A 24,790-nucleotide genomic window follows, 5' to 3' on the forward strand; every position below is an offset into this window, starting at 1 on the left:
AATCGATATGCTGCAACTGCGTGACGGGCAAGCCCCGGCCACCGCGATTTATCGTGCCGACTACGAGGCCCCGGCCTGGTGGATCGACACGGTGGACCTGACTTTTGACCTGGACCCGGCCAAGACGCGCGTGCTCAGCAAGATGCGCGTGCGCCGCAACCCCGAGGTGCCGGCACAGGCGCTGCGCCTGGACGGTGACGAGCTGAATCTGGCGCGGGTGATGGTCAACGGCGGTGGTACCTCCTTCAAGATGGATGGCGACCAGCTGGTGCTGGAGAACCTGCCCGAGGGCAACGAGCCCGTGGAGCTGGAGATCTTCACCACCTGCGCCCCCATCAAGAACACCAAGCTCATGGGCTTGTATGTGAGCGAGGACACGTTCTTCACGCAGTGCGAGGCAGAAGGTTTCCGCCGCATCACCTACTTCCTGGACCGCCCTGACGTGATGGCCATGTACACCGTCACGCTGCGCGCCAGCAAGGCCCAGTACCCGGTGCTGCTGTCCAACGGCAATCTGGTGGAGTCCGGCGATCTGGAGGACGGCCGCCACTTTGCCAAGTGGGTCGATCCGCACAAGAAGCCCAGCTATCTGTTTGCACTGGTGGCCGGCAATCTGGTGGCCCGCGAGCAGAAGATCAAGAGCCGTGCCGGCCGCGATCACCTGCTGCAGGTCTATGTGCGCCCCGGCGACCTCGAAAAGACCGAGCACGCCATGAACTCCCTCATGCACTCCGTTGCATGGGACGAGGCCCGCTTTGGCCTGAGCCTGGATCTGGACCGCTTCATGATCGTCGCCACCAGCGACTTCAACATGGGCGCCATGGAGAACAAGGGTCTGAACATCTTCAATACCAAGTATGTTCTGGCCAGCCAGGCCACCGCCACCGACACCGATTACGCCAATATCGAATCCGTCGTCGGACACGAATACTTCCATAACTGGACCGGTGACCGCGTCACCTGCCGCGACTGGTTCCAGCTGAGTCTCAAGGAAGGCCTGACGGTATTCCGCGATCAGGAGTTCAGCATGGACATGGCGGGCACGGCTTCGGCCCGCGCCGTCAAGCGCATCGACGATGTGCGCGTGCTGCGCACCGTGCAGTTCCCCGAGGATGCCGGCCCCATGGCCCACCCCGTGCGCCCCGACAGCTATATCGAAATCAACAACTTCTACACGGTCACGATCTACGAAAAAGGTGCGGAAGTCGTGCGCATGCAGCACAACCTGGTCGGCCGCGAAGGCTTTGCCAAGGGCATGAAGCTGTACTTCGAGCGCCATGACGGCCAAGCCGTGACCTGCGACGACTTCTCGCAAGCCATTGCCGACGCCAACCCCGACTCTCCCCTGGCCCTGCATCTGCAGCAGTTCCGCCGCTGGTACAGCCAGGCCGGCACGCCCGTGCTCAAGGCCGTGGGCCAGTACGATGCCGACGCCCGGACCTATACGCTGACGCTGTCGCAAAGCTGCGCGCCCACCGTGGGTCAGGCCGAGAAACTGCCGTTCGTCATTCCCGTGCAAATGGGTCTGCTCACGGCCAGCGGCCAGCCCATCGCCCTGCAATTGCAAGGCGAGGATGCGGACCAGGCAGTCGCCAGCCGCATGCTGGTGCTAACCGAAGCCGAACAGCGCTTTGTCTTCAGCAATGTGAGCGAAGCTCCCGTGCCCTCGCTGCTGCGCAGCTTCAGTGCCCCCGTGGTGCTGGAGCATGAATTCAGCGATGCCGATCTGCTGACCCTGCTGGCCCATGACAGCGACCCGTTCAACCAATGGGAAGCCAGCCAGCGCCTGGGCCTGCGCTATGCACTCAAGGCGATCGCTGCCAGCGGCGACGCCAACGCCGAGATCTTGCCGGCAGACTTCATCGAAGCCATGCGCCGCGTGCTGCGTGACGACAAGCTGGATGCCGCGTTCAAGGACCTGGTGCTCACGCTGCCGTCCGAGAGCTATATCGCCGAGCAACTGGCCGAGGTTGATCCGCAGCGCGTTCATGCCGTGCGCGAAGCCATGATCTTGCAGCTGGCGAGTGCCCTGCAGCCCGAGTGGGAAGCGGCTTGGGAGGCCAACCGCGACACCGGCGCCTACCGCCCCGACCATGTCAGCGCCGGCCGCCGTGCTCTTGCAGGCCGCGCCCTGTCCATGCTGTGCCTGCAGGCCGCCCGGACTGGCGACACGGTCTGGCCCGGCAAGGCCTACCAGCGCTGCAAGGACGCCGGCAATATGACGGACCGCATGGCGGCCCTCTCCGCCCTGGTCTACAGCGCCAGCCCCCTGGCCGAGCAGGCGTTGCAGCGTTTCCACGCCCTGTTCAAGCAGGATGCACTGGTGCTGGACAAATGGTTTGCACTGCAGGGCGCAGCCAGCGACCGCGGCGGCGATGTGCTTCCGGCCGTCAAGGCGCTGATGAAGCATGCCGACTTCCAGATCAAGAATCCCAACCGCGCACGCAGCCTGATCTTCAGCTACTGCAACAATGCTGGCGCCTTCCATCGCGCCGATGCGGCGGGCTATGTGTTCTGGGCCGATCGCGTAATCGAGATCGACGGTATCAACCCCCAGGTGGCCTCCCGCCTGGCCCGGGTCATGGACCGCTGGAAAAAACTGGCCGAGCCCTACCGCTCTGCAGCCCGCGAAGCCATTGCCCGCGTGGCAGCCAAGCCCGATCTGTCCAACGATGTGCGCGAGGTCATCACCCGCGCCCTGGCGGACTGATGGACCTGCACATGCTTGCCCGACGCACGGCCCGGGGCTTCCAGGCCCTTGCCGTCGCTGCGGCGAGCATGTCGCTGGGCGCGGCAGCCAAACCCGATGCAGGATTCCAAACCCGTTTCGCGCCCTTGTACGCCACCGTCTTCAGCGAAGGCGGCAGCTTCAGCGGACGTGCCATGAGTGCCGATCTGCAGGCACTGGAGCCGTTGTTGAAAAAGCCCGGAGTCGTTGCTCGCGACGCCTTCCGGCTCTACTACACACAGGCCAGCGTCTATGCGCGCCGCGGCATGTCCAAGGAGGCCGCCAAGGCAGCCAGCACAGCGCTGACCGCTTTGCCCGCCCCCCAGACAGACCCTGAGCTGTCCTATGCACAGTTCTTCCTGCGCTATTCCAGCATCCGCTGGCTGGCGGATGCTGGACAGCACGCGGCAGCGCTCAAGCAGGTCAAGGCCCTTCAGGCTCAATACCCGCTGCAGCAGATTGCCGGCCTGCCCGCCGAGATGCGCTGGGATGAAAGCGCGAAACCCGCACGGGCTCTGGATTTTCCGAGCCAGATGCAGATTCTCGGCATCTACGAGGACGAAGGCTATCTGCTGCATGAGTTGGGGCGATTCCGCGAAGCCAGGCAGGCCAATGAGCGGCTGCTGCCCGTGGCGCGCGAACGCCTCAACGACATGGGCAAGCTGCAGCAGATACGTGGTGTGCTCACCAATATTGCGCAAAATTGCTATGAGCTGGGCGACCTGAAGCAGGCTGGTGCCTACCTTCAGGAGCGCCTGCAGATTGCGCAAACGGCACAAGACCATGCCTCCGTCTACGACAGCTATTTCCAGCTCATGGTACTTGCCCATGAGCAAAAGCAGGAACCGCAGGCCCGCCAATGGCTGGCCCGCTATGAACAATACGCGCTAGACCAGAAAGACAGCGAGCAGCAAACCCGCGCCAGGGAGCTGCTGACGGAACTGGAGCAGCGCACCACGGGGCATCGTCCGTGAATGCGGACGCCCTGCCCTGTTTTCTGTCCATTTCAGACTTGCATCGAATTTCAAGGAGTTGAAACATGAAGAAAAACATCAGCCTGACCCGCTATCTGGTCGAGCAGCAACGCGTGGACGGGCTCATCCCCGGCCAGCTGCGTCTGCTGCTGGAAGTGGTGGCCCGCGCCTGCAAGCGCATCAGCTTTGCCGTGAACAAGGGTGAACTCGGCGACGTCATGGGCACGGCCGGCAGCGAGAATGTGCAGGGTGAAGTGCAGAAAAAGCTGGACATCATCGCCAACGAAACCCTGATCGAAGCCAATGAGTGGGGCGGCCACCTGGCAGCCATGGCTTCGGAAGAAATGGAAGGCATCTATGTGGTGCCCAACCGCTATCCCCAAGGCGAGTACCTGCTGATGTTCGATCCCCTGGACGGCTCGTCCAACATCGACATCAACATGTCCATCGGTACCATCTTCAGCGTGCTCAAGAAGCCCGAAGGCCACCCCGGCGTGCATGACAGCGACTTCATGCAGCCCGGCACCCAGCAAGTGGCGGCCGGCTACTGCATCTACGGCCCCCAGACCACCCTCGTGCTGACCGTGGGCGACGGCGTCTCCATGTTCACGCTGGACCGAGAGCAAGGCTCGTTCGTGCTCATCGAGGAAAACGTCAAGATCCCCGAAGACACCAAGGAATTCGCCATCAACATGTCCAATATGCGTCACTGGGACGCCCCCGTGAAGCGCTATGTGGACGAATGCCTGGCCGGCGCCGACGGCCCGCGCGGCAAGAACTTCAATATGCGCTGGGTGGCGGCCATGGTGGCCGACGTGCACCGCATCCTGTGCCGCGGCGGCATCTTCATGTACCCCTGGGACAAGCGCGAGCCGCAAAAGGCCGGCAAGCTGCGCCTGATGTACGAAGCCAACCCCATGAGCTGGCTGGTCGAACAGGCCGGCGGCATGGCTACCAACGGCCGCCAGCGCATCCTCGACATCCAGCCCACACAACTGCACGAGCGTGTGAGCGTCGTCCTCGGCTCCAAGAACGAAGTGGAACGCGTGACCGGCTACCACCTTGAGGCCGACGAAAAAGCGCTATAATTTGCAGCTTATCGCCGGTGTAGCTCAGTCGGTAGAGCAGCTCATTCGTAATGAGAAGGTCGCGTGTTCGATTCATGTCTCCGGCACCAAAATACTACCAATTCATTGGGTTTCAGGCAAAAAGTGGGCGCTAATTGGGCGCTGCGAAAAAGCAGCGTCAAACAGCTCCCACACAAAGCCGCCCTGAAGAGGAACACAAAAAAGCCTGCAATCGCAGGCTTTTTTGCCTTGCTCCGGCAATGCCATAACAAACGGCTATCCCGCAAGTTCAAAAATCGGCATCCGCACACTGCAAAGCGGAAGAGGCATACTTGGCTACACTCAGCCCATGCTCACAGCCACCCTGCCCTGCCTTGTCGTCTGCATTTCAGACGGTGACACCCTGACCGCTCGATGCGGCGTCCGGGGCAATACGAACAGGTCAAAGTGAGGCTGCAGGGCATCGACGTCCCTGAGCGCAAGCAGCCCGCCCGGCAGGCACTGGCCGAGCTGACCTTTCAGAAAGAGGGCGAGCTGCGCTGCACCAAGACAGACCGTTACAAGCGACAGGTGTGCTCTGTCTGGGTTGCGCCCGCATCATCGCCTGCCGGGCCTCGCACACTAGATGCAGGCTTGGCAATGGTCACACAAGGCATGGCCTGGTGGTATTGCGCCTACGCCCGCGAACAGTCAGCGCAGGAGCGCGGGCAATACGCGTTTGCTGAGCAAGAAGCCGCGCCGCACAAAGTGGGTCTCTGGCGTGATTCGCAGCCATTAGCGCCATGGGATTGGCGCAAGGCCTCACGCAAGCTTCGACAAAGCCTAAGTCCGTAAACGACCGAGGCTGTGTGGAAACGCTTGGCTGACCACGCTTCAAAAATTAAAATCACAGCACCCGTTTTGAGCGAAGTGACCCATGAAGCGATTCATTGAAGGCCAGACCCGCGAGCAAGTGACCTTGCTGCCCGAGTGTCTCGATGACTTTGTGGGTGCAGACAATCCGGTGCGTATTGTCGATGCGTTCGTTGAAGAACTGGACTTGCTCTCACTGGGCTTTGATGGGTCAACACCCGCAGCCACAGGCCGCCCGGCTTACCACCCTGCGGTACTACTCAAGGTCTACATCTACGGGTATCTCAATCGCATCCAATCCAGTCGACGCTTGGAGCGTGAAGCGCAGCTCAATGTGGAGTTGATGTGGCTTACAGGGCGCTTGGCGCCAGACTTCAAAACGATCGCTGACTTCCGCCGAGACAATGGCTCGGGCATTCGCAATGTATGCCGACGATTTGTTGTTCTGTGTCGTGATCTGAAGCTATTCAGCCAAGCGCTGGTTGCGATTGATGGCAGCAAGTTCAAAGCCGTCAACACCCGTGACAAGAACTTCACCATGGGCAAGATCGACAAGCGCCAACAGCAGATCGAAGAAAGCATCCAACGCTATCTGACCGCTTTGGATACAGCGGACCGTACGCAGCCTGTGGAACTGGAAGCCAAGACCACCAGGCTCCAAGACAAGATCACAATGCTGCGCAAACAAATGCAGGCTCTCGATGAAGTGAAAGAACAGCTCAAAGAGCAACCAGACAAGCCAAGCAACTTTCAACGACAGACCCTGATGCCAGATCCATGGCCACCAGTGGCCGAGGCTCAGGCATGGTGGCCTATAACGTTCAAGTGGCAGTGGATGCCAAACATCACTTGATCGTTGCCCATGAAGTGATCAACCAAGGGCATGACAGAAGTGCTTTGGCCTCCATAACGCTGGCTGCACGCAGGGCCATGGGCAAACGTAAGCTGCAAGCCATTGCAGATCGAGGCTACTACAGCAGCGAGCAGATCAAAGCATGTGAAGACACTGACGTCGCAGCCATTCTTCCCAAACCCAATTCCTCCAACGCTCGCTTCCAAGGACGCTTCGATCATTCGGACTTCATCTAGATCCCGAAGGATGATGAATACCAGTGCCCTGCAGGGCAGCGTGCCATTTACCGCTTTACCCGCGAGGAAGGCGGTTTGCAAATGCGGCGCTACTGGAGCAGCGCGTGTACGCAATGTGCGATCAAATCCAAGTGCACGTCCAGCGATTACCGACGTATTAGCCGATGGGCGCATGAAGGTGTTGTGGAACGTGCGCAGCAGCGTTTAGATCAAATGCCAGACGCCATGATGGTGAGAAGGCGAACAGTGGAGCATGTGTTCGGCACGCTCAAGCACTGGATGGGGTACACGCACTTCTTGACCAAGCGGTTGCCCAATGTCAGCACCGAGATGAGCTTGAATGTACTGGCCTACAACCTCAAGCGAGTGCTTAGCATTCTTGGGTTTGAGAGAACAATGGCCGCGATGCGTCTGGTGGGCAGATGAGCCTTTTTACGCGGTGAAATTAGAGCAAAAAGGCCTGAATGCCCGATTGGGAGGGGGCAGATTGTTCTTGGCTGGAAAAATCTTCGACACCATGAAAGGCTGGAAATCTATCGATTCGTTGGCTGAGATGCTGATGAAGTTTTTGAGTTTCCACACAGCCTCGACCCCAAGCAGCCGACCGCAAAGCCTCGATCAATGCCGGCTGCGTAGCGAGTGCTGCGGCTCCTAGCGGCCCCGTCACTTGTTGGCCGCAGCCGCATAGCGGTCGTCTGATCACCAGAGCTGGCGATTGGTCAAGGACAGTTTCTAGGCTATCAGCTGACAAGGCGGTATGAAGCTGCTTGAGTTCGGCCAACTCCAGACGCCACGGCTCTACTTTTAAAGGCGATTACAAGCAAAGAGTTCGCTACAAATTTACCTATTGGGGCGCACGCATCAACCTGGGAGCCGTTGAATACCCAACTACATGCTATGCAGACGCCCCTGTTTACAACTACTTAGAACGAGTGCCTAATGCCCACCGCTACGCCAGTCTGCGAACCTCCGGCAGTGGTTCCTCCACCAGCAGCAGCGCCACTGACTGACAAGGCCAACGTACCATCATTGGCGATGTGACCCGCCGTGGCGAACAACGCCGTACGCTTGGACAAGTGATACGTACCGCGGACGGCATACAACAGTGCCTGATTATCACTATGCTTGTAATCGAGCTTGAAGACTTGGCCATCCAGGACAAGTGCCTGCGTGATGGGGTAAGAAGCGCCCAAGTACCAAAGGTTGCTTCGTCGTGTCGCAGGCGTTGCGTCATTGCTGCGAGCTATCACACCTCCTCCAACTTTTAGCGCTGCAAACTCGGCCCAGCCAGCCACGGTTGTACGGCGATCCTTCTTGTCACTAGAGTTCAGACCCGCGAAGGCGCCAGCGCCACCGCGGATTTCATCTACGGCAGCAGATGCTCCCCAAGTGGGCGCGTCATACTTTACCATAGCGGACCATTGGCGGCAAGCCGACTTGTCAGTTGCGCTCTCGCCAGCGCAGTTGGTCCCTGACGGGCTATTCGCATTGACGGTATCGCGCCCAAAGCTATATGTGGCACCAACTGTCAAGCCATTGAATGTGCCGCGATAGGCGATGGAGTTATCTACGCGAGCATTTGGAAGATAACTATCCAGCGATCCCGCTCCATAAGCGTTGGGACCCAATATGTCCGCGTCGATCTGCGACCAGAACAACATGGAATATTGACGGCCAAGCGTCAAACTTCCCCAATCCCCAGACAACCCTACGAAAGCTTGGCGCCCAAAGAAGCGACCTCCTTGATTGAGAGTGCCACTGTCCGTGCCGAAGCCAGATTCCAACGTAAAAATTGCCTTGAGCCCGCCGCCCAGATCCTCGGTGCCGCGAAAACCAAGGCGCGAAGGAACGCTTACACCCAGGCCAGGCATACGGGTCAGGCTGCCGTTGCCGCCGACGTTGCTCAGATGCTCAACACCTGCATCCAGTACGCCGTAAATGGTCACGTTGGTCTGAGCCTGCGCGGCTCCGCAGGCTGTGGCCAGCAGCGCGCAAGCGAGTGCTACATGTTTCATTCGAATGTCTCCTCTTTCCTCTTTGTGGCTAACAAAAAAATTGGCCGCGAAGACTCAGGCTTCGCTTCGGCCGTTTGCATCCCAGTCCAATGGGCCGGCGCTATTGCCGGCCACTGAATACAGGGCCTGGGTATTACGGGTTTTCTGGAACTCCTGTAGTGATTGACCACGCATTGCCGCGTAGATGTGCAGGTTTGATACGCCGATGACGGCGCCCAGCTTTTCCAGCATGAAAAAGATCACGCCGTAATGAATGAGTCCGCGCCAATCGCGGCGGCGCAGCAGGTCGCGCTCTGTAGCGCTGAGGTTTGCGCGCTCATAAGAGGCTTCTTCATCGGCCAGGAACGCTGTGCGCGCATCGGGCTCGATCAGCGTATGTAGAAAACCGTTCAGGCGGAACGCTTTAACACTGCGCTCGAGATTGAACGGATACGTGCCCTGAAGCGATTCAGCACCTGCCAGTTGCGTTGCCATACGCGAAAGGTGGCGCTGCATTGCTGCTTGAGGCAATCCACTCTCGGTTGGCTCATAGATGGCGGTGGCTATGCCGGTCATCGACGGCAGGTAATAGCTCCGATGCAGACACTGGACCTGGGCCGCCAGAGCACCACGCATGGCCAGCCACATGATGACTTCGGCACCTTCCAGTCCGCCCAGGGTGGCGTACTCGGCCTGCGTCATCTCAGCCAGTTGTTCTGGATCCTTCTCTAGTAGATCGAGAAAGCGAGCATCCCACTCAGGGTTGTTGAAGCCGGCGCGCTCTCCATGTACTTGGTGGGACAGGCCGCCGGTGGCCACTATGGCAACGCGAAGCTCCTCGGGATAGCTCTCAATGGCACGGCGCAAGGCCTGACCGAGCTTGAAGCACCGCCGTGCACTGGGAATAGGAAACTGCAGCACACCCATCTGCAGCGGCACCAGCTTGACCGGCCACTCTGGTTGATGCGGGCACATGACGGAGAGTGGTGAGAAACAGCCGTGATCCAAGGCCTTACCCTGGAAAAACGACATGTCGAACTCCTCGCTCATCAGTGATTGGCCGATGTGCGCCGCCAGGCCTGGATGTCCTGCAACAGGTGGCAGCTCACGTGCTCCACCGCCCTCATCCGCAACGGCCCATTGTTCGCCTACGCCAAGCGTGAACGCCGAGTAGTGGTCGAAGAAAAATGAAGTGACATGATCGTTGTAGATGAACAGCAGAACATCTGGCTGCTTCTCGGTCAGCCAAGCTTGTACAGGCTCGAAAGCCTTGAAGATCGGAGCCCAATCAGGGTCTTCGCGCTTGTCGCGGTCAAAGGCAAAACCAATCGTGGGAGTGTGCGATGCGGCAATGCCGCCAATGATCTTGGCCATGGTTTTGTGGCCCTCCTGAAGCCACAAGGGTATTTCGTCGATGGATGCAGGCGCGATAACTTGCCCGTGCGAATCACAGATTCGCGTTCAGCTTGAATTGAACTGCTTCAAATACAGGGCGAAAGTCTAGAAATCGGAGGAGTGTTTGAGGAGATGTTGTGCTGCCTGGCGCGATAACCGGGAGCTATCATCTCCAACATGAAACTGACGAACCTGCGAGCGTTGATTGCCGCTATTGAGGAAGGCAGCCTGAGAGCAGCTGGCAAGCGGCTTGGCGTTTCGCAGCCTGCGCTGACAAAGCTGATCCGAGAGTTAGAAAGGGAACTGTCAACGACTCTACTGGTGAGATCGACGACTGGAGTTATCGCGACTGCGCAGGGTTTGGTGATGTACGAGCGGGCCGTGGCGGCCGAGCGTGAACTGACACAGGCTGTGGAGCAGGTGCGCCAACTCGATGGCAACATGAGTGGTGTACTCAATATAGGTGCAGTGCCGCTGGCTGTAATGCTGTTGATACCGGAGACTTTGCGCACATTCGGCAGTGCATTCCCAGCAATTCAATTGCGCATTGTCGAGGAGCTCTATATCGCCCAGCTCACCAGGCTACGCAAAGGAGAAGTCGACATTGCTCTGGGGCCCCTGCCTCCTGAACTACCGCCAGGTGAGTTCGTCGTGGAGAAGCTGATGCCTATTGCCATGGTTGCCGTAGCACGCAAAGGCAGTCCCATGGGACAGGCGCGCTGTCTGCGCGATCTCGCTGAAGCACCTTGGGTCTATACAGGGGCCACGTCGGATGCGGGCTACGCAAAGACCTTGTTCGCCCAGCACGGCCTTCCACCCCCACCGGCAGGGGCTATTGTCAATTCAACGCTTGGCCTACTGTCTATCGTTGCAAGCGGAAAGTGCGTAGGCCTGTTGCCAAGGCAAATCGCCGCCCATCCCATGGCCATGCAACATTTGGATGTCATCAAGCTGGAAGAAGGTCCGCTAATCGCCGAGCTCTGTGTGCTCACACGCACGGAAACACACCTCAAACCAAGTGTGCGTCACTTCATGGCGCATCTGCATAGGGCTGCACATCAAATTGCCGAGCAATGATCTTGGCTTGCGCGGCTGATGAACGTCGTTCTTGGAGAAGAAATGAAATAGCTCCACGCAAGTGCTGCAGACACCGGCGTAGAGCTATTTAAGGTATTCAGTTGTTGTCAAATATCGGCACCGGCTTCTGCCGCGGCGAGCCGGTATAGGACTTGTCGCATGAGTAAACCAGGTTTGTCAGGGGCAAAGTTCAAATCAAACTGAGGCTCGCTGTCGTTCCGAACGACATCCAGTATCCATTCCAGTGCGTCAACGTCCTCTTGATAAGCCTTCGTTGATGCAGCCAACAAGTGTTCGTCTGCGGCCTCGTCATCGAGGTTGAAGTTGCGGCTGCAAAACCACCAGTAATGAATGCCGCCGTTTGTCTCCGGTGTGAAGATGTGGCTGATGTTGAAGCGATAGGTGCGAGGCTGCCCACCGGGGTCGTTGTTGTCCACGATACGCGCGTATGCCGTATGCAGCGCAGGAGAGACGAAACGCGCATCGGAAAAACGGTCAACCGGCTTGCCAGTGAGGCCTGTAGGCACCCCATACACGCCCGGTGGCGGCGAGTTGCGAAGCTCGCGGTCGATGATGACGGTGTTGTTCTCCTCACGAACCTTCAGCCTGGAGCGGGCGTACTCGGGGGTTCCGATGGCGCCTGGGTGCAAGAAGGGAAAGTGGGTTTGGTCCAGTAGGTTCTCATGCATTGCCACATAGTCAGAAGCAATGTGGAAGCTGCCACTGACGGTTTTCCAATCGTCGCTGGCCAGCCATGTGGTGTCCGGCACGAGGCTTTCATCGGCATGATCCGGATCACCCATCCAGATCCAGATTAGAGGTCCTCGTTCAACCGTCGGGAAACTACGCACATTGGCATTTGTCGGAACAATTGGCATGGCGGGCATGTTGACGCAGCGGCCCGATGGGTCGAACTGCATGCCGTGGTACCCGCAGACGAGTGTGTCACCGATGAGTTTGCCTTTTGCCAAGGGAAATGATCTGTGCGGGCATCTATTCCGAACGGCTACTGGCTCCCCCGCCAGGGTTCGGTACAGCGCGACATCGATACCAAGCAGACGCCGGCTAATAATTTCACGCGATACCTCGCTGGCCAAAGCTGCAACGTACCAGCAGTTTCGAATTAGGGGTGTTGAGTGATCAGCAAATCCACCTGGCACAAATTCACGCTGCTCATGTACTTCGATCTCAATGGGGCGTTCAACAATCAGTTCCATTTATCTCTCCGGCAATAGCCATTAGGCGTCGAGCACGAGGCGAGAACCTCGAGTTCGCGAGACACAGATGCATAGCGTCTCATCTGATTCTTTTTCTTCTGCTGTCAGGTAGTGGTCGTGATGTTCGATGCCGCCTTGAGCCTCTATCACGGGAAGTGGGCACAGTCCGCATTCGCCGCGGCGGCAGTCCCAGAGGACAGACACGCCATCTGCTATCAATGCATCAAGGATGCTCACATCGCTGCCGACTTGTACGGTCTTACCAGATCGTTGTAGATGGACTGTGAATGGGCTTGCGTCACCGGAAATGGCCGCGGTGAACTTTTCACTGCGTACTCGCTCCGGAGCCCAACCCAGTTGGGCTGCAGCAGCATGTGTTGCATCAATCATCGGCCGAGGACCACAGACATAAACGCGAGTCCCCTCCGGTTGGTTGCGCAATAACGCTTCGATATCAGGGGGGCCTTCAGAATCGCTATGGTGAAAACTCACCCGGTCACCAGCAAGCCTGGCTAGTTCGGAACGGTAAGCCAAGGTCTTGGCACTTCGACCTGCATAAAACACTCGATAGTTGCAATGGCGGCGATGTAGGCTGCGGGCCATCGAAAAGATGGGCGTGATGCCGATACCTCCGGCAATCAACAAAACATTTTGGTCACGCCTATCGAGGGGAAAGTTATTGATAGGTGGCCCAATTTGCAGCTTGGTACCTACCTCAAATGTCGCGTGAATATGCGCGGATCCTCGGGCATGATCCTCTCGCAGGACTGCAATTCGATATGTGTTCCGAGCATCGTCCTCGAGGTTGTCTCCTCCCACAAGAGAGTAGTGACGGACGATTAGACCTCGTTCCGGAGAGATGGTATGCAGTGCGATGTGTGAACCAGCTGAGTAGGTTGGTAGTTGATGACCATCTGCCGAGGTCAAAAGATACTCGCGAACTCGATCCGTCAATTGACGCACCGACGCGACTTGAACATTGAAGTTGGGTCTTGCCATAACGATTTCCTTGATCAGGAATGAGCCAGCGACTTTGTTTGCCCTTGGCTACGCTTGCCTTCTGCCCAACTGGCCAACATGGCAAAGGCTGCGATCCCTGCCGGGATGGCCAGCGTGGAAACGATGCCCGTAAATCCCCACCCCATTCCGAGCAGAATGCCTCCGACGGCTGAGCCGAGAATGCTCCCGAATCGGCCCATGCCTTGCATCCAGCTCACGCCAGTGGCTCTCGCCATGGTCGGATAGCACGCCGGTGCAAAAGCATTGAGTCCCGTTTGGGCGCCGTTCATGAAGAAACCGGCAGCGAGCATCCACAGCGGCAATGTCGATGCAGTCGCACCGGCACCACCAACACCCAGCACGCATATAGCACCACCCAGGTAAGCAACCGAAATGACTAAGGCAGGCTTGAGTCGGTCCATCATCCAGCCAGTGAGAACGGCGCCGAGAATGCCTCCGGTCTGGAACATGGCCGTGATATTTGCAGCCTCAGTGATTGGCAAACCCGCATCCTTCATCAAGGTTGGAAGCCATCCAGTGATGAGATAGATGACCAGGAGACCCATGAAGTAGGTCACCCACAAACTCACGGTCGTGAGTGCATAGCCTTGTGAAAAGAGAACACCGATAGGCTTCTTCGTATGCACAGGAGGCTCCGGAGCAAAGAAGGTGGTCCCTGGGGCAAACTCCGTCTTGCAGACAGTTGCCAGAGTGCAGGCAATGCGCGTCGTTGGATAGTTACGCACAAGCATGAATCGGACTGATTCCGGTAAAAGGAAGAACAGGAAAGGCAACAAGGCCAAGGGAAGAACGCCACCAGCGATCAAGACTGAGCGCCATCCCCAATGCGGAATCATCCAGCCAGCTGCGAATCCGACTATTGCCGAGCCAACGCCAAAGCCGATAAACATGATCGTGATCAGCAAGGAACGGCGACGTTCGGGCACATACTCGGATAGCAGCGTTGTCGTGTTAGGCATGGCCGCACCTAGGCCGATGCCTGTGAGGAAGCGCATGACAACCATTTGGGAAATGTCATGGGTAAAAGCGGTCAGGACTGTGCAGACTCCGAAAGCCAAGACAGATGCCAGTAAGACGGTCTTTCGTCCCAGGCGGTCTGATGAAGGACCCGCTGCAAGTGCTCCAATGACCAAGCCCACGGGGGCTGCGCTCATCACCAGTCCAAAGCCTGCTCGTGAAATTCCCCATTCTTGAATGATCGAAGGGGCAAGGAACCCCATGATTGCTACGTCGATACCGTCCGCTGCGACTATCAAAAAGCATAGCAACACCAACAGCCATTGCCGGCCTGTGATGTGTCGTTGATCAATAAAGGACTTGACGTCCACCGACATTGGCAAATTACTCACTTTTGTCTCCTGTGCACCGCCTGAACCGACGGTTTATGAGCAAGTAAGTTTATTGATTCCAATCGAAGTCAATTAAACTCAATTCTGGAAATCATTTGACGATTTATTGAATAAATAAAGACCTACATAGAGGTCAAAGAATGGACATAGTCACCCACGTTCAAACCTTTGTAGCGGTCGTGCGCTATGGGAACTTCTCCGAAGCTGCTCGGCATCTGGGGGTAGTCCCCTCTGTCATTGCCAAACGTGTGAGCCAGCTCGAGACAGAACTCAATACCAAGCTCTTTGAACGAACCACGAGGCGTGTCACAGTGACCGAACAAGGCGAGAAGCTCTACGCAAGGGCTACCAATGTCGTCGCAGAGTTCGAGGATCTGGTGCGTTCGGTTGAGCGAGATGAAGGCAAACCAGAAGGGCACTTGAAGGTGATGGCCCCGACAACTTTGACCATGACGGAGCTTGGACAAGTGTTCTGCGGATTCCTGCAAAAGAATCCCGGCATTACCTTGGAGCTGACTTTAGAAGATCGCTCCACCAATCCATCTGAAGGCGGCTTCGACATGGCCATCAGCGGACGAGCCGCCAGCTATGAAGGTGTCGTCGACGTACCGCTACGTCCAGTCAAGCCTCTACTGTGTGCTTCACCGTTTTATCTGCGTGCACACACGCAGATCAATCATCCACGAGACTTGGCTGACTGCGCTTGCCTGGTTTTTTCTGCGACAGGACGGAATTGGACTTTCCAAAGTAATAGAGGAACTCTATCCATTGACGTTCACCCTCGACTTATGGCGGATGACAATCGCACGCTTTTGCAAGCTGCAGTCGCGGGACTTGGGGTGGCGCTGCTCCCTACCTACATCGCGTCTGAGGCAATCGCGGCCGGTGAGCTGGAGATCCTACTGCCAGGCTACGCGCCGCAGGAAAACTGGTTTAAGGCCTATGTTCCTCGACGGCGGATGGGCGTGCAGCGGGTTAAAGCGTTGCTAACGTATCTTCAGGATTACTGGGTGACCTAGTTATTCAATTTGAGCCCTGTGCACATGATCGACGAGCCGCACGATCAAGTCGCTGACTCTGCAGGTTAATCTGTCAATTAAGGCTGGCGACATTCAGCAATCGCTGTTGACGATTGATGTCACCCAGATACTGCAACATGAATGACTCTGATTAGCTGTGGATTCAACCGATGGATGCAACACATTCGTTAAACATCTCAGCCGGGGTTCTGTACCCCAAGGTCTTCCTGGGCCGCTCGTTTAATTTTCTCGCAATCGCATCCAATTCATCTTGCGAGTAGCCAGAGATGTCGATGCCCTTGGGCAGGTACTGCCTCAGTAGCCCATTGGTGTTCTCGTTCGTTCCGCGCTGCCATGGGTTTTGTGGATCGCAGAAGTAGACCTGGATGTCGGTGGCCACAGTGAATCGTTTGTGCCCCGCCATTTCCGATCCTCGATCCCAGGTCAAGGAACGATAGAGCTCTTGTGGCAAGGTCTGCGCATGCTTGGCCAGCGCCGCCGCCACGGTGTACGAGTCCTTGTCCACTAGTTTGACCAACATTACGTAGCGGGTGTGCCGCTCTACTAGCGTTGCCACCTGGCTGTAGGCATCGCCAAACAACAGATCGCCCTCCCAATGGCCCGGCACTGCCCGATCCTCTATGCAGGCTGGGCGCTCGCTAATGGGCACTGCATCGACGATTCGGCCATGGATCGGCGTCTTCTGGGTGTAATGGCGTGAGCGACGCATTCCTCTGGTGCGCCGCAAATGCTCCAGAAGCTCTTTCTTCAAGGCTCCGCGTGTTTGGACGAAGAGCGTGCGATAGATGGCTTCGTGAGACACCTGCATATCCTTTGCGCCCGGGTAAGTTCGTTTGAGCCACCCTGCTATTTGCTCGGGCGACCATTGACTCTGCAATTTACCCGCCACGATCTGTGCCAGCGCAGGATTGCAGGCCAACTTGCACATCTTTGGGCGGTGCGCTCGCTGCCAGGCTGCCTCATCTGCATTTGTAGCTCGGTAGCAAGTCTTGCCGCCATTGCGTAGGAGTTCTCGGCTGATGGTGGATGCTGCTCGTTTCAAGCGCCTGGCAACGCAGCGGATGGATTCACCTGCGGCCAACGCCCTGGAGATTTCTTCTCGCTCAGAAATGGTCAATGCCCAGCGAGACCGACGCCTCGCTGGTGGCCGGATGCCCCCCGTCGCACTCAAGATGGTGTGAATGGACGAGTGTGGTCGGTCAAACAGCTTGCCGATCTCGTGCAGGGTATCGCCCGCTTTCCAGCGATCCCACATCAGGGCCTTCTGAGCTTCGGTGTAGTAAAACCGCGGTCTTTGCTTCATGCCAACACTCCATCCGCCAGAGGCAGTCATTGTGTTGCATTGACCAGTTGAATTCACAGCCTGAAGCAGTCGCTGGCGGAAACACATCAGAGGACGGCTCCTGGCCGCTAGCAGGCATCTGGAACAAGGCCGGGCCAGCATCGAATACGCCGACCGGCAGACGCCTCTTGCTGGGTCCCCGCCAGCCACTGATCCAGATCCTCCATCTCGATCGGGATCACGCTGCGCTTGTCCTGCTGGTCAGTCGGCAGCCTGGGGTCTGGCTTGTGCATGCGGCTCATCAGGGGATGCGAGTCGGCATTGATGGTCAGAATGGTGTAGCCCTCCGCCAGCGCACCGGGCGTCAGATCCTTCCAGCGATTCCACAACTCGGCCAGCCCACACGGTGCGCCATCGCGCCTGGCGAAATCTACACCACATGTTTTACCTGCCCCTAGCTCGGCTCATCGAGCGCCCAACCCAGGGGACTCAAAATCCCCCGCTGCAAGGCGTGCCGGGTCGATTCCGGTTCGGGGCACCAAAGAAATAATGCTATAACTTTTAAAGACTTTCCGGGAAATGTTCCGGCATGTGTTCCGGTTTTAGCAAAAAGATTGCCTGCACGATGACTCATCTTGCAGGCAACCTTTTTCCAGCACCCAAAGTTCGAGACTGCAGACACCCAGGCACCATTGATCATGCGTTGGTAAGCCGCTGCTCGAAGTGCCGACGAGGTTCTTTTAAGACTCTCAAAAGTCGCACCGACACAAAGCCTATCCCTTACCTACTTGTTCTCAACCGGTGCCTCAGAATTCAGGACTGGCGCAACTGTTTCGGACCCTGTAGCTTTGCGCTGAGCCTTCTCAGCCTTCTTTTTCCTCTTCTCGAGCTCCCGCTGCCTTTTTTCGAATTGGTAGTTGGGTTTTGGCATCAGGCGATTCCTTAGTGGTTTAAGTTACCCACCATAACCGATGCACCGTCCTGGGGGGTCTTCATTCGCCCGGAAGTGTTTTTGTTTTGCTTCCAGCTCAGCTCAATGGCCTACAAGCCGTAGCTACTGCCCCGGCAGATGTTGTGCGCTCCCCTGCGCTTTTTTTAGTGCCGTGCGCAGGTTCACACCGACATGAAGCGGTCAGCCGCAGGCAAATTCGGCCTGACAACCATTGACCGAAAATGCCAGTTCGTCACTTAGCAAGGAACCTGCCGTCCGGCGCCGCCCGTGAACGGGTCCTGAACCGGGTCAGTCAAGGCGACCCAGGGTGGGGGCTGGGCATTGGCAAGACCAGGGCCAGTGACTCGACCGACTACTTCGGATTGAATTCGATGCGCGGCAATGACTTTCCGCGTTCGGAAGCGATCAGCATATCGTCCGCCTGTTGCCGGTCGGCCGAGCAGAACGAGGTCATCATGTGATGACGCTGAGTACTTATGCCGCTGCAGTGGGAAGCTTCGCAATAGACCCGTGCAGGGCTGTCCCACCGAGCCGGTTCCGCCTCGTTAGCTCGGGCGATAAAGGCGGTCATCACACGCAAGGCGGTTTTCTCACTTTCGTCCGCATTCAACTCGAAGACGTTTGACCGCACACCCTTGTCGAAGAAGTCCTGCGTCGTTTGCACGTGCATATGGCAAAAACGCTTGACGACAGGCGGCGGCACGATCTTGGCAGCGAAGGCATAGGTCCGTCCGACCGGCAGCGCTGGCGTATCGCTGCGGATCGGGCCGACTGGAAGGTCCAGGTCGCGGCCGCCCCGCAGAATACGCAGCATGACCGTCTGGCCGTCAGGCACCTGCCCGAGAATGGTGGCCAGATCGTTCAGGTCGCGCACCGGCTGGTCGAGCGCCTGCAGAATGACGTCTCCGCTGCGGATACCCGACTCCTCAGCTGCTTTGCCGGGTACGGTGTTCGTTACCATGACTCCATCGGTCGAAGCGGCGCTCAGCGCCTGCTGCAGCGCAGGGGTCAGCTTCGTGACTTGCGCGCCAATCAGCCCGCGCGGTAGCGGGCGCGCGGGGCCGGACGGAGTCAGTGCCGGCATAGCCACAGGTACAGGCACCTGCACGCTTGCCGACAAGGTGATCGAGATGTTCAGCAATGCCTGTTTGCGCCATACCTGCAGCGGGGCGCGGTAACCGGCCCGTGTGCTAGCGACGATGGTTTGCAGCTCAACCGGTCCGGACACCTTCTGCCCGGCGAACTCCAGAATGACGTCCAGCGGCTTCAAGCCGGCTGCTGCGGCAGCTCCACCCGGCGTCACATCCACCACCATCACACCCTTGCGTTGACCCAGTTGCAGGGCTTCCGACAAGGAAGGTGTCAGTGCACCGAAAGTGGCGCCCAGACCGTCGGCGGAAATCGGTGTGGCGACTGTGCCCGGCCCCTGCTTTCCGGCGGTGGATGCCGGCACGGGTCTGGTCGATGAGCGCCGCACCGGCGCAGCCGAGGCGGCGTCGGGCAAACGCGCAGTCGGCCGCCAGCTCAGATCGACGAAGGTGAGGTTGAAACCATCGAATACCTTCTTGTGCACTGCGCGTCCGTGCTGGGCCTCCGCCATCGATTCAAACGAAAGGCAGCTCGGATAGACCGCCGACAGCCTCAGGCCCGGGAGCACATCGCGGGTGAATTCCTCCGTGTAAAGCTCGGCCAGGGTGAAGGCGGCGGACGGGTTGGCCGCCGGAACCTCAACCGGGAAGACGCTGGTGGCGGCCCCCTTGCGTAGGTCTGGGTCGCCGACAGCGCAGAAGAAATAGCGAGTCCGGTTGCCGGAAAGGGACCGCTGCGCGGGATCCCAGGGCCTGGGGGTGAAGGCGAGGTCCTGCCATTTCTGCAGGAAGGTACTAGTTCCCAGTCGCTTAACTTCCGCCCGCTCGGAATCGGCTACCGCTTTGGACTCGTTTGGCGGATAGCAATTCTTCTGACCGGTGCCGCCAACGGCGGTGACTACGGCCAAGAACTCAGTCGCCAAGGCTTCCGCCCGAGGAAGTTCTTCACCTGGCTTCCACGACACCGGGAACACCGGCGAGGCATAGGTCTTAAAGCTGGTTAAATCCTGCACATAGCAGAAGCCGAAACCTGTCTTGGCCTGAGCCTGAGCCTGAGCCTGAGCCTGCGCAGAAGCAGCCAAGCCAAGCAGGGTCAGTGCCGCCAGGGTCCGGAAGAAAGAGATCGACGGCGATTTCGATTGCATGGCGAACCTCACTTCGCGGCCGATGCCGGCGTCGCCACCTTGGGTGCAGGAGCGGCGACCGCTCCGATGCGCGCCAACGACACCGTTACCTCGCGCTCGCCTGTATCGCCCCGGACGACCAGAGGCAAGGGATAGCCATCGCGCATGCGCTTGACGATTGCATCGAGCTGGGCAGGCGACTCCAGCACCTGGCCGGAAGCCTCCAGCACCACCTCGGTCGGCTTCAGGCCGGCGCGGTCTGCGGGACGCCCTTTTTGCAGTGACACCACTAGAACACCGCGCCCCGTCGGCAACTGCATGGCAGCGGCCAGCGCCGGAGGTACCGCATCGACCTTCACTCCAAGCCGCTGAAGGTTGAGCGGGCCTGCCGCCATGGCAGCGTTCGACTTGGCGGTCGGAACCGGTGGCATCGCCGGTTTAGCCTCCGCCGCGGAGACCGGCCTAGCGGCCGCACAGTTCTTCTCCACCTGCACCCGCTGGATCGCGGCGACGTTGATCCGGCGGCCGTAGGACTGGCCGGTCGATTCGTTGGCCGTGTTTCCCTGCATTCCTTTCAATGAATTCGCCAAGCCGTCGCAGTCGAGACCCCGGTAGGACTGCTGCATCATGACGATCCCGCTCTCGTCCGAATCATCGTAGGCGCCGGTGTAATACTGCACCGCAGCGCAACCACTCATTAAGACCACGGGCGATAGTTTCAATAGCCGGAAAATGAAGGAATGGGGCATGGTGATTTCTGGCATAGATTTTTATTGAACAGGCAAACGTTCGTCCGCAGCGTATCGCGCATTGCGCTCAGCTCTTGCTCTGTCTGCTGCTACAGAGCTACCACGTGAAGCAGTTTCAACATTGGCCAGCTGCTGGCGCAAGTTCGTCGATAGATTTGACAAGTCGCGTTGAAAATTTGCTGAGCTTTGTGCTTTTCGGCGCTTGGTTTCAACCAACGTTTCACCTGTGTCGGGATTGATCCCTTTGTTGAGCATTCCGAGACGCCAATGCAGCCCTCAAGTCAGGAAACCCGCCCGGGTGCGCAGCCTGGAGCAAAAACTGCCGCAAACACTAATAGAAGTCGCATATCGCCTATTCATTGACTGGGAAGCAATATTTTTCATGCCTTGGCTCGCCAAGTCTTCACCCAAACTGGCTAAAGGAAAACCCAGCCTAGAAGACTGGACCACATTGCCGTTCACGAGACTCACTCCAAACGACAACTGCCTACAAACATCTGGTCCCAGACGAAGGCTTCCACGGGATTGGTGTCACGGCAACATGCTCTGACACAATCGCACCATGACCGATGAATCGCCGATCCACATCGCCCACAAGCGCGTCTGCCAAGCCTTCCTGAGGCACTGGAAGGCCCACGACAACGCCTACCCCAAGCTGATCAAGATGCCGCCGGAAGCATTGCGGCAGTTCAACATCGTCAACTCCTTGGGCAAGCCCAATGAGCTGTGGGGCGTCCCAATAGAAATCGCCCCCAACACCACGGGCGTGATGATTGCGGTCGATGGGACGGCAATGCCTTTGGTCGAGGGCTATTGAGGGAGCGTGCAGGCTTGACCCCTCCTCCGTCACGCGGAGGCCTTAGATAGAGATTTAGGCGTCTTACGATCCAGCTCTTATTGCTTTCGGCGTCATCTCGTACTCAACTATGCTGCGTAGTAGTAGCTGAGGCGCAGTCCCATCAATCGGACGAGCCTTACTCACATCGAGAGGTTGAGACTTATGCAGCTGAGTTGGGCCGGTGTCGATCATTGGGTAGTCTCCTTAGGCTGTGGTCTGCTTATCGGGCTCGTGAGTGAGCGTCGCGGGAGTGAGCACGAGAGCATCGCTGGAACTCGTACCCATGCCATAGCAGCGTTGCTTGGCTGCGCGGCCTGGTGGTTAGGCGTGCTGCCCTTTGCCGTTGTACTTCTGTTGGTCGGTGCTCTGACCGTTGCAGCCTACTGGCACTCAGCCCCCAAAGACCCAGGGTTGACCAGTGAAGTGACTCTACTTTTTACATTAACTCTGGGTGCCCTATCGCACAAGAGTCCTACCTTGACTGCAGCCCTGGGCATCCTTTGCGCCTTGCTGGTGCATTCCAAAGGCCCCATACAACGCTGGAGTCGTGAGTTACTCACAGAGAATGAACTGAGGGATGGCCTTCTGCTGGGTGCTGCAGCGCTGGTCGTGATGCCACTTTTGCCGCACGCGCCTGTAGATCCATGGGGTGTACTAAGCCTCGCAGCCCTTTGGAAAGTGGTTGTGCTGTTCATGGCTGTCGGCATGCTGGGCCACATACTTACCCGAGTGCTCGGCCCACATTGGGGACTGCCTGTTACCGGATTCTTTTCTGGGTTTGTGTCATCTACTGCGGCTATCGCCAGCCTTGGCAACTTGGCCAAGTCAGACGAACATCAGCAAGCGCAAGCCTTCGGCAGTGCAATGCTGGCTCAGTTGGCCTCGCTATGTCTGTTCATAGCCATTCTCTCTGCCACATCCCTTGCGCTAATGCTATCCATGGCAGTGCCTCTTATCGTTGCAGCAGCCTGCCTTGTGCTGGCTGCTGCCACAGGATTGCTGAATCGACCAAAAATTGCCACGCAAACTGCGTTTGAGACCGAACGGGTATTTAAGCTTTCAACTGCATTGCTGATTGCCGGCACCATTGCGCTGATGTTAGTTCTAGGCGCCTGGCTCCAGCATGCCTTTGGCAGCACTGGCGTCCTGGTCGCGGCGGCATTTGCAGCTTTGGCCGAACTGCATGCCGCGGCTGCTAGCTTAGGGCAGCTTTTTGCATCAGGTAGTCTGCCCCTGTCCACCGCTCAATGGGGGTTGGTTGTGATTCTTGCTTCCAGCGCAATCGCCAAATCCGTACTGGCGTTCGCCGTCGGGGGAGCCAAATATGGAACACGAGTCAGTCTGGGACTGGCCTCTATGGTGACAGGGGCAGGTCTGTCACTGCTGTGGATTGGCTAATGCGGACTGATCATCAGCGATGTGGTGCGTGATGATTGCGGTCAATGGGACGGAAATGCCTTGGGTCGAGGGCTACTGACAGACCGCAGTTGCTCCTCTGCTACATGCCTTCACATAGGAGGAATGAGAAAGATGAGAGCTTTTCAGATCGCGGCCATTACCGGCGCATGCATTGTTCTTGTAGGGTGCGGCAGCACGGTTCGCTCGCAGGTGTCCGCGTTTCATGAGCTCGATGCGGTCAAAGGCTCAACCTTTGCCATGATTCCCTACCCGGAACAAAAAGCTGATCTGGAATACAGGACATATGCAAAGGCCCTGGCTTCTGGCTTGACCAAAGCTGGGTTGCTTGAGACAAACCTGTCAAATGCTAAATACGCGGTGCTGATGAACTACAGCATCGACAACGGCAAATCCGAAATCTCGTCTGTACCCATCATTGGCCAGACTGGTGTCGCCTCATCAACCACCTACGGGCAAGTGAACCGCTCCGGCAGTTTCTCGGCAACAACATACAACACACCAACCTACGGCATCGTTGGTGCGACAACCAGATCAGACACAGTATTCACACGCCAGCTCACTGTAGACATCGTTGACGCCAACGAGAAGGACGCCGATGGAAAGTATCGCCGTCTCTATTTAGGCAAAGTGCAAAGTCGTGGTGCTGGTGGTCAGATCGCGCCCGTCATGCCGTACATGATTGAGGCTTTACTGCAGGACTTTCCAGGGAAAAGTGGACAAACCAAAACTGTAGATCTCACAGTGCACTGAGACTTCAAACAGGCTTACGCCCCACATAAGCTGCGCCGATCATCCCTGCAGCGCGCTCCCCAAACCTCCCCCACAGCGAATTGCTCGAGGAATTGGCTGCGATCTGGTTCTGATTGATCTGGCTGTATGTATTCGCAGCCCCAGCTAGCCCGGCCTGGGCGCCCGCGTATCCTGAATTCAGAATCCCCTGCCCGCGCTCGTAGCCGCGCCCAGTCCAGCATTGGCGCTGCCCACAGCGCCGGCGCCCAGTTGGGATGCGATAGAGGCATTCGTGCCCTGCGCGCTGGCAATATTGCGCCCAAGGTTGGCAGCGTCCATGCGTCGAGCGTAGCCCTGCTGCTCCACCGCTTTCATGGCGGCATTCGCCGCGCCGGCCTTGGCCTTGGCTTTGGCCGCGCCAATGTCCATGGAGCCCTGTAGCGCCATCGCCTTGCCGCTGGCTGGATTCACACCAGAGCGTTCCATCGCGCGCATCGTGGCGCCGCGCTGGGCCGCGATGCAGGTTTCCACATCGGCGCTCGCGGCTGCCGCCTCGGCTGCGCGGCGCTCCGGGGTGTCATAGGCCTGAGCATCTGCCACCAGCTTCTGCTCGAGCAGCCGATAGGTGCTTGTGTAGTCCTCGTAGCCCGCCTGCGCCACCTTGTTCTGCAGGTTCTGCGCTTCCAGCTGCGAGCGGGATACCTTGTCGGCAATCGCCGTGGCCGCAGCGCGTTCATCGGCTGTCTCGCCGTAAATCTGCTTGGCCCAGTCCAACTGCTCCTTGGACAGCTGCGCCTGCATCAGCGC

At 58.0% G+C, this 24,790-nt stretch carries 19 protein-coding genes, 2 tRNA genes and 2 pseudogenes; 12 read left to right on the plus strand and 11 right to left on the minus strand.

Features of this window, described 5'->3' with window-relative positions:
- Positions 1-7: 7 nt before the first annotated feature.
- The 6 genes and pseudogenes from pepN (at position 8) to O987_RS17570 (ending at position 7,136) form a co-directional block, all read left to right on the plus strand.
- On the plus strand, positions 8-2,710 hold the full coding sequence (gene pepN / locus O987_RS17545; RefSeq protein WP_043373789.1) for an aminopeptidase N: 2,703 nt from the start codon (positions 8-10) through the stop codon (positions 2,708-2,710).
- Between the two features lie 11 nt (positions 2,711-2,721).
- The gene (locus O987_RS17550) at positions 2,722-3,702 is read left to right on the plus strand and encodes a hypothetical protein (protein ID WP_235214175.1); all 981 of its coding nucleotides are present in this window, start codon (positions 2,722-2,724) and stop codon (positions 3,700-3,702) included.
- A 65-nt stretch (positions 3,703-3,767) separates the two neighbouring features.
- Positions 3,768-4,790: a class 1 fructose-bisphosphatase gene (locus tag O987_RS17555; RefSeq protein ID WP_003053692.1), complete on the plus strand. Its 1,023-nt coding sequence runs from the start codon at positions 3,768-3,770 to the stop codon at positions 4,788-4,790.
- 13 nt (positions 4,791-4,803) lie between these two features.
- Positions 4,804-4,879 (plus strand) — tRNA-Thr (locus O987_RS17560).
- Between the two features lie 239 nt (positions 4,880-5,118).
- Positions 5,119-5,603: pseudogene (locus O987_RS17565) on the plus strand (thermonuclease family protein).
- 82 nt (positions 5,604-5,685) lie between these two features.
- Positions 5,686-7,136 (plus strand): annotated as a pseudogene (locus O987_RS17570) (IS1182 family transposase).
- Between the two features lie 497 nt (positions 7,137-7,633).
- Here the strand turns inward: O987_RS17570 and O987_RS17575 are convergent.
- Both O987_RS17575 and O987_RS17580 read right to left on the minus strand, forming a co-directional pair.
- Positions 7,634-8,725: a porin gene (locus O987_RS17575; protein ID WP_043373795.1), complete on the minus strand. Its 1,092-nt coding sequence runs from the start codon at positions 8,723-8,725 to the stop codon at positions 7,634-7,636.
- 54 nt (positions 8,726-8,779) lie between these two features.
- Positions 8,780-10,078 (minus strand): gallate dioxygenase, encoded by a 1,299-nt coding sequence (locus O987_RS17580; protein ID WP_003053683.1) that lies wholly within the window; start codon positions 10,076-10,078, stop codon positions 8,780-8,782.
- A gap of 198 nt (positions 10,079-10,276) precedes the next feature.
- On the opposite strand from O987_RS17580, the gene O987_RS17585 reads away from it, so the two are divergent.
- Entirely contained in the window at positions 10,277-11,176 is a 900-nt protein-coding gene (locus O987_RS17585) for a LysR family transcriptional regulator (protein ID WP_034400441.1), read from the plus strand.
- Positions 11,177-11,283: 107 nt separating this feature from the next.
- Here O987_RS17585 and O987_RS17590 read toward each other — a convergent pair whose 3' ends face one another.
- The 3 genes from O987_RS17590 to O987_RS17595 are packed head-to-tail and all read right to left on the minus strand — an operon-like array spanning position 11,284 to position 14,747.
- Positions 11,284-12,393, minus strand: coding sequence for an aromatic ring-hydroxylating dioxygenase subunit alpha (locus tag O987_RS17590; RefSeq protein ID WP_003053679.1), 1,110 nt, complete (start codon positions 12,391-12,393; stop codon positions 11,284-11,286).
- Between the two features lie 21 nt (positions 12,394-12,414).
- Positions 12,415-13,392, minus strand: coding sequence for a PDR/VanB family oxidoreductase (locus O987_RS28270; RefSeq protein WP_003053678.1), 978 nt, complete (start codon positions 13,390-13,392; stop codon positions 12,415-12,417).
- A gap of 14 nt (positions 13,393-13,406) precedes the next feature.
- Entirely contained in the window at positions 13,407-14,747 is a 1,341-nt protein-coding gene (locus O987_RS17595; RefSeq protein WP_034400438.1) for an MFS transporter, read from the minus strand.
- 155 nt (positions 14,748-14,902) lie between these two features.
- Between O987_RS17595 and O987_RS17600 the strand changes: the two genes are divergently transcribed.
- Complete coding sequence (locus tag O987_RS17600; protein WP_003053676.1) at positions 14,903-15,781, plus strand: LysR family transcriptional regulator; 879 nt, start codon at positions 14,903-14,905, stop codon at positions 15,779-15,781.
- Between the two features lie 163 nt (positions 15,782-15,944).
- Here the strand turns inward: O987_RS17600 and O987_RS17605 are convergent, their stop codons facing one another.
- Both O987_RS17605 and O987_RS17610 read right to left on the minus strand, forming a co-directional pair.
- Positions 15,945-17,105, minus strand: coding sequence for an IS30 family transposase (locus O987_RS17605; protein WP_034400431.1), 1,161 nt, complete (start codon positions 17,103-17,105; stop codon positions 15,945-15,947).
- 107 nt (positions 17,106-17,212) lie between these two features.
- Complete coding sequence (locus tag O987_RS17610) at positions 17,213-17,473, minus strand: hypothetical protein (RefSeq protein WP_003053674.1); 261 nt, start codon at positions 17,471-17,473, stop codon at positions 17,213-17,215.
- A 61-nt stretch (positions 17,474-17,534) separates the two neighbouring features.
- Here O987_RS17610 and O987_RS29015 point away from each other — a divergent pair.
- Positions 17,535-17,625, plus strand: a tRNA-Leu gene (locus tag O987_RS29015).
- Between the two features lie 763 nt (positions 17,626-18,388).
- Here O987_RS29015 and O987_RS17615 read toward each other — a convergent pair.
- Genes O987_RS17615 through O987_RS28860 form a run of 3 tightly spaced genes read right to left on the minus strand, consistent with a single transcriptional unit; the run spans position 18,389 to position 21,252 of the window.
- Positions 18,389-20,269, minus strand: a complete 1,881-nt coding sequence (locus O987_RS17615; protein ID WP_043376615.1) for a PDZ domain-containing protein — start codon at positions 20,267-20,269, stop codon at positions 18,389-18,391.
- 8 nt (positions 20,270-20,277) lie between these two features.
- Positions 20,278-21,012, minus strand: a complete 735-nt coding sequence (locus O987_RS17620) for a PDZ domain-containing protein (RefSeq protein ID WP_043373798.1) — start codon at positions 21,010-21,012, stop codon at positions 20,278-20,280.
- A 6-nt stretch (positions 21,013-21,018) separates the two neighbouring features.
- Positions 21,019-21,252, minus strand: coding sequence for a hypothetical protein (locus O987_RS28860; RefSeq protein ID WP_144244936.1), 234 nt, complete (start codon positions 21,250-21,252; stop codon positions 21,019-21,021).
- Positions 21,253-21,559: 307 nt separating this feature from the next.
- Between O987_RS28860 and O987_RS17625 the strand changes: the two genes are divergently transcribed.
- The 3 genes from O987_RS17625 (at position 21,560) to O987_RS17635 (ending at position 24,004) form a co-directional block, all read left to right on the plus strand.
- The gene (locus tag O987_RS17625; RefSeq protein ID WP_043373801.1) at positions 21,560-21,814 is read left to right on the plus strand and encodes a hypothetical protein; all 255 of its coding nucleotides are present in this window, start codon (positions 21,560-21,562) and stop codon (positions 21,812-21,814) included.
- A gap of 498 nt (positions 21,815-22,312) precedes the next feature.
- Positions 22,313-23,233 carry an MgtC/SapB family protein gene (locus O987_RS17630; protein WP_232536024.1) on the plus strand — a complete coding sequence of 307 codons (921 nt, stop codon included), beginning with the start codon at positions 22,313-22,315 and terminating at the stop codon, positions 23,231-23,233.
- A gap of 132 nt (positions 23,234-23,365) precedes the next feature.
- On the plus strand, positions 23,366-24,004 hold the full coding sequence (locus O987_RS17635) for a DUF4136 domain-containing protein (protein ID WP_043373803.1): 639 nt from the start codon (positions 23,366-23,368) through the stop codon (positions 24,002-24,004).
- A 177-nt stretch (positions 24,005-24,181) separates the two neighbouring features.
- Here O987_RS17635 and O987_RS17640 read toward each other — a convergent pair whose 3' ends face one another.
- Positions 24,182-24,784, minus strand: coding sequence for a hypothetical protein (locus O987_RS17640; RefSeq protein WP_043373806.1), 603 nt, complete (start codon positions 24,782-24,784; stop codon positions 24,182-24,184).
- Between the last annotated feature and the right edge of the window lie 6 nt (positions 24,785-24,790).

The organism is Comamonas testosteroni TK102 (assembly GCF_000739375.1).
In the GTDB taxonomy this organism is placed as follows: domain Bacteria; phylum Pseudomonadota; class Gammaproteobacteria; order Burkholderiales; family Burkholderiaceae_C; genus Comamonas; species Comamonas brasiliensis.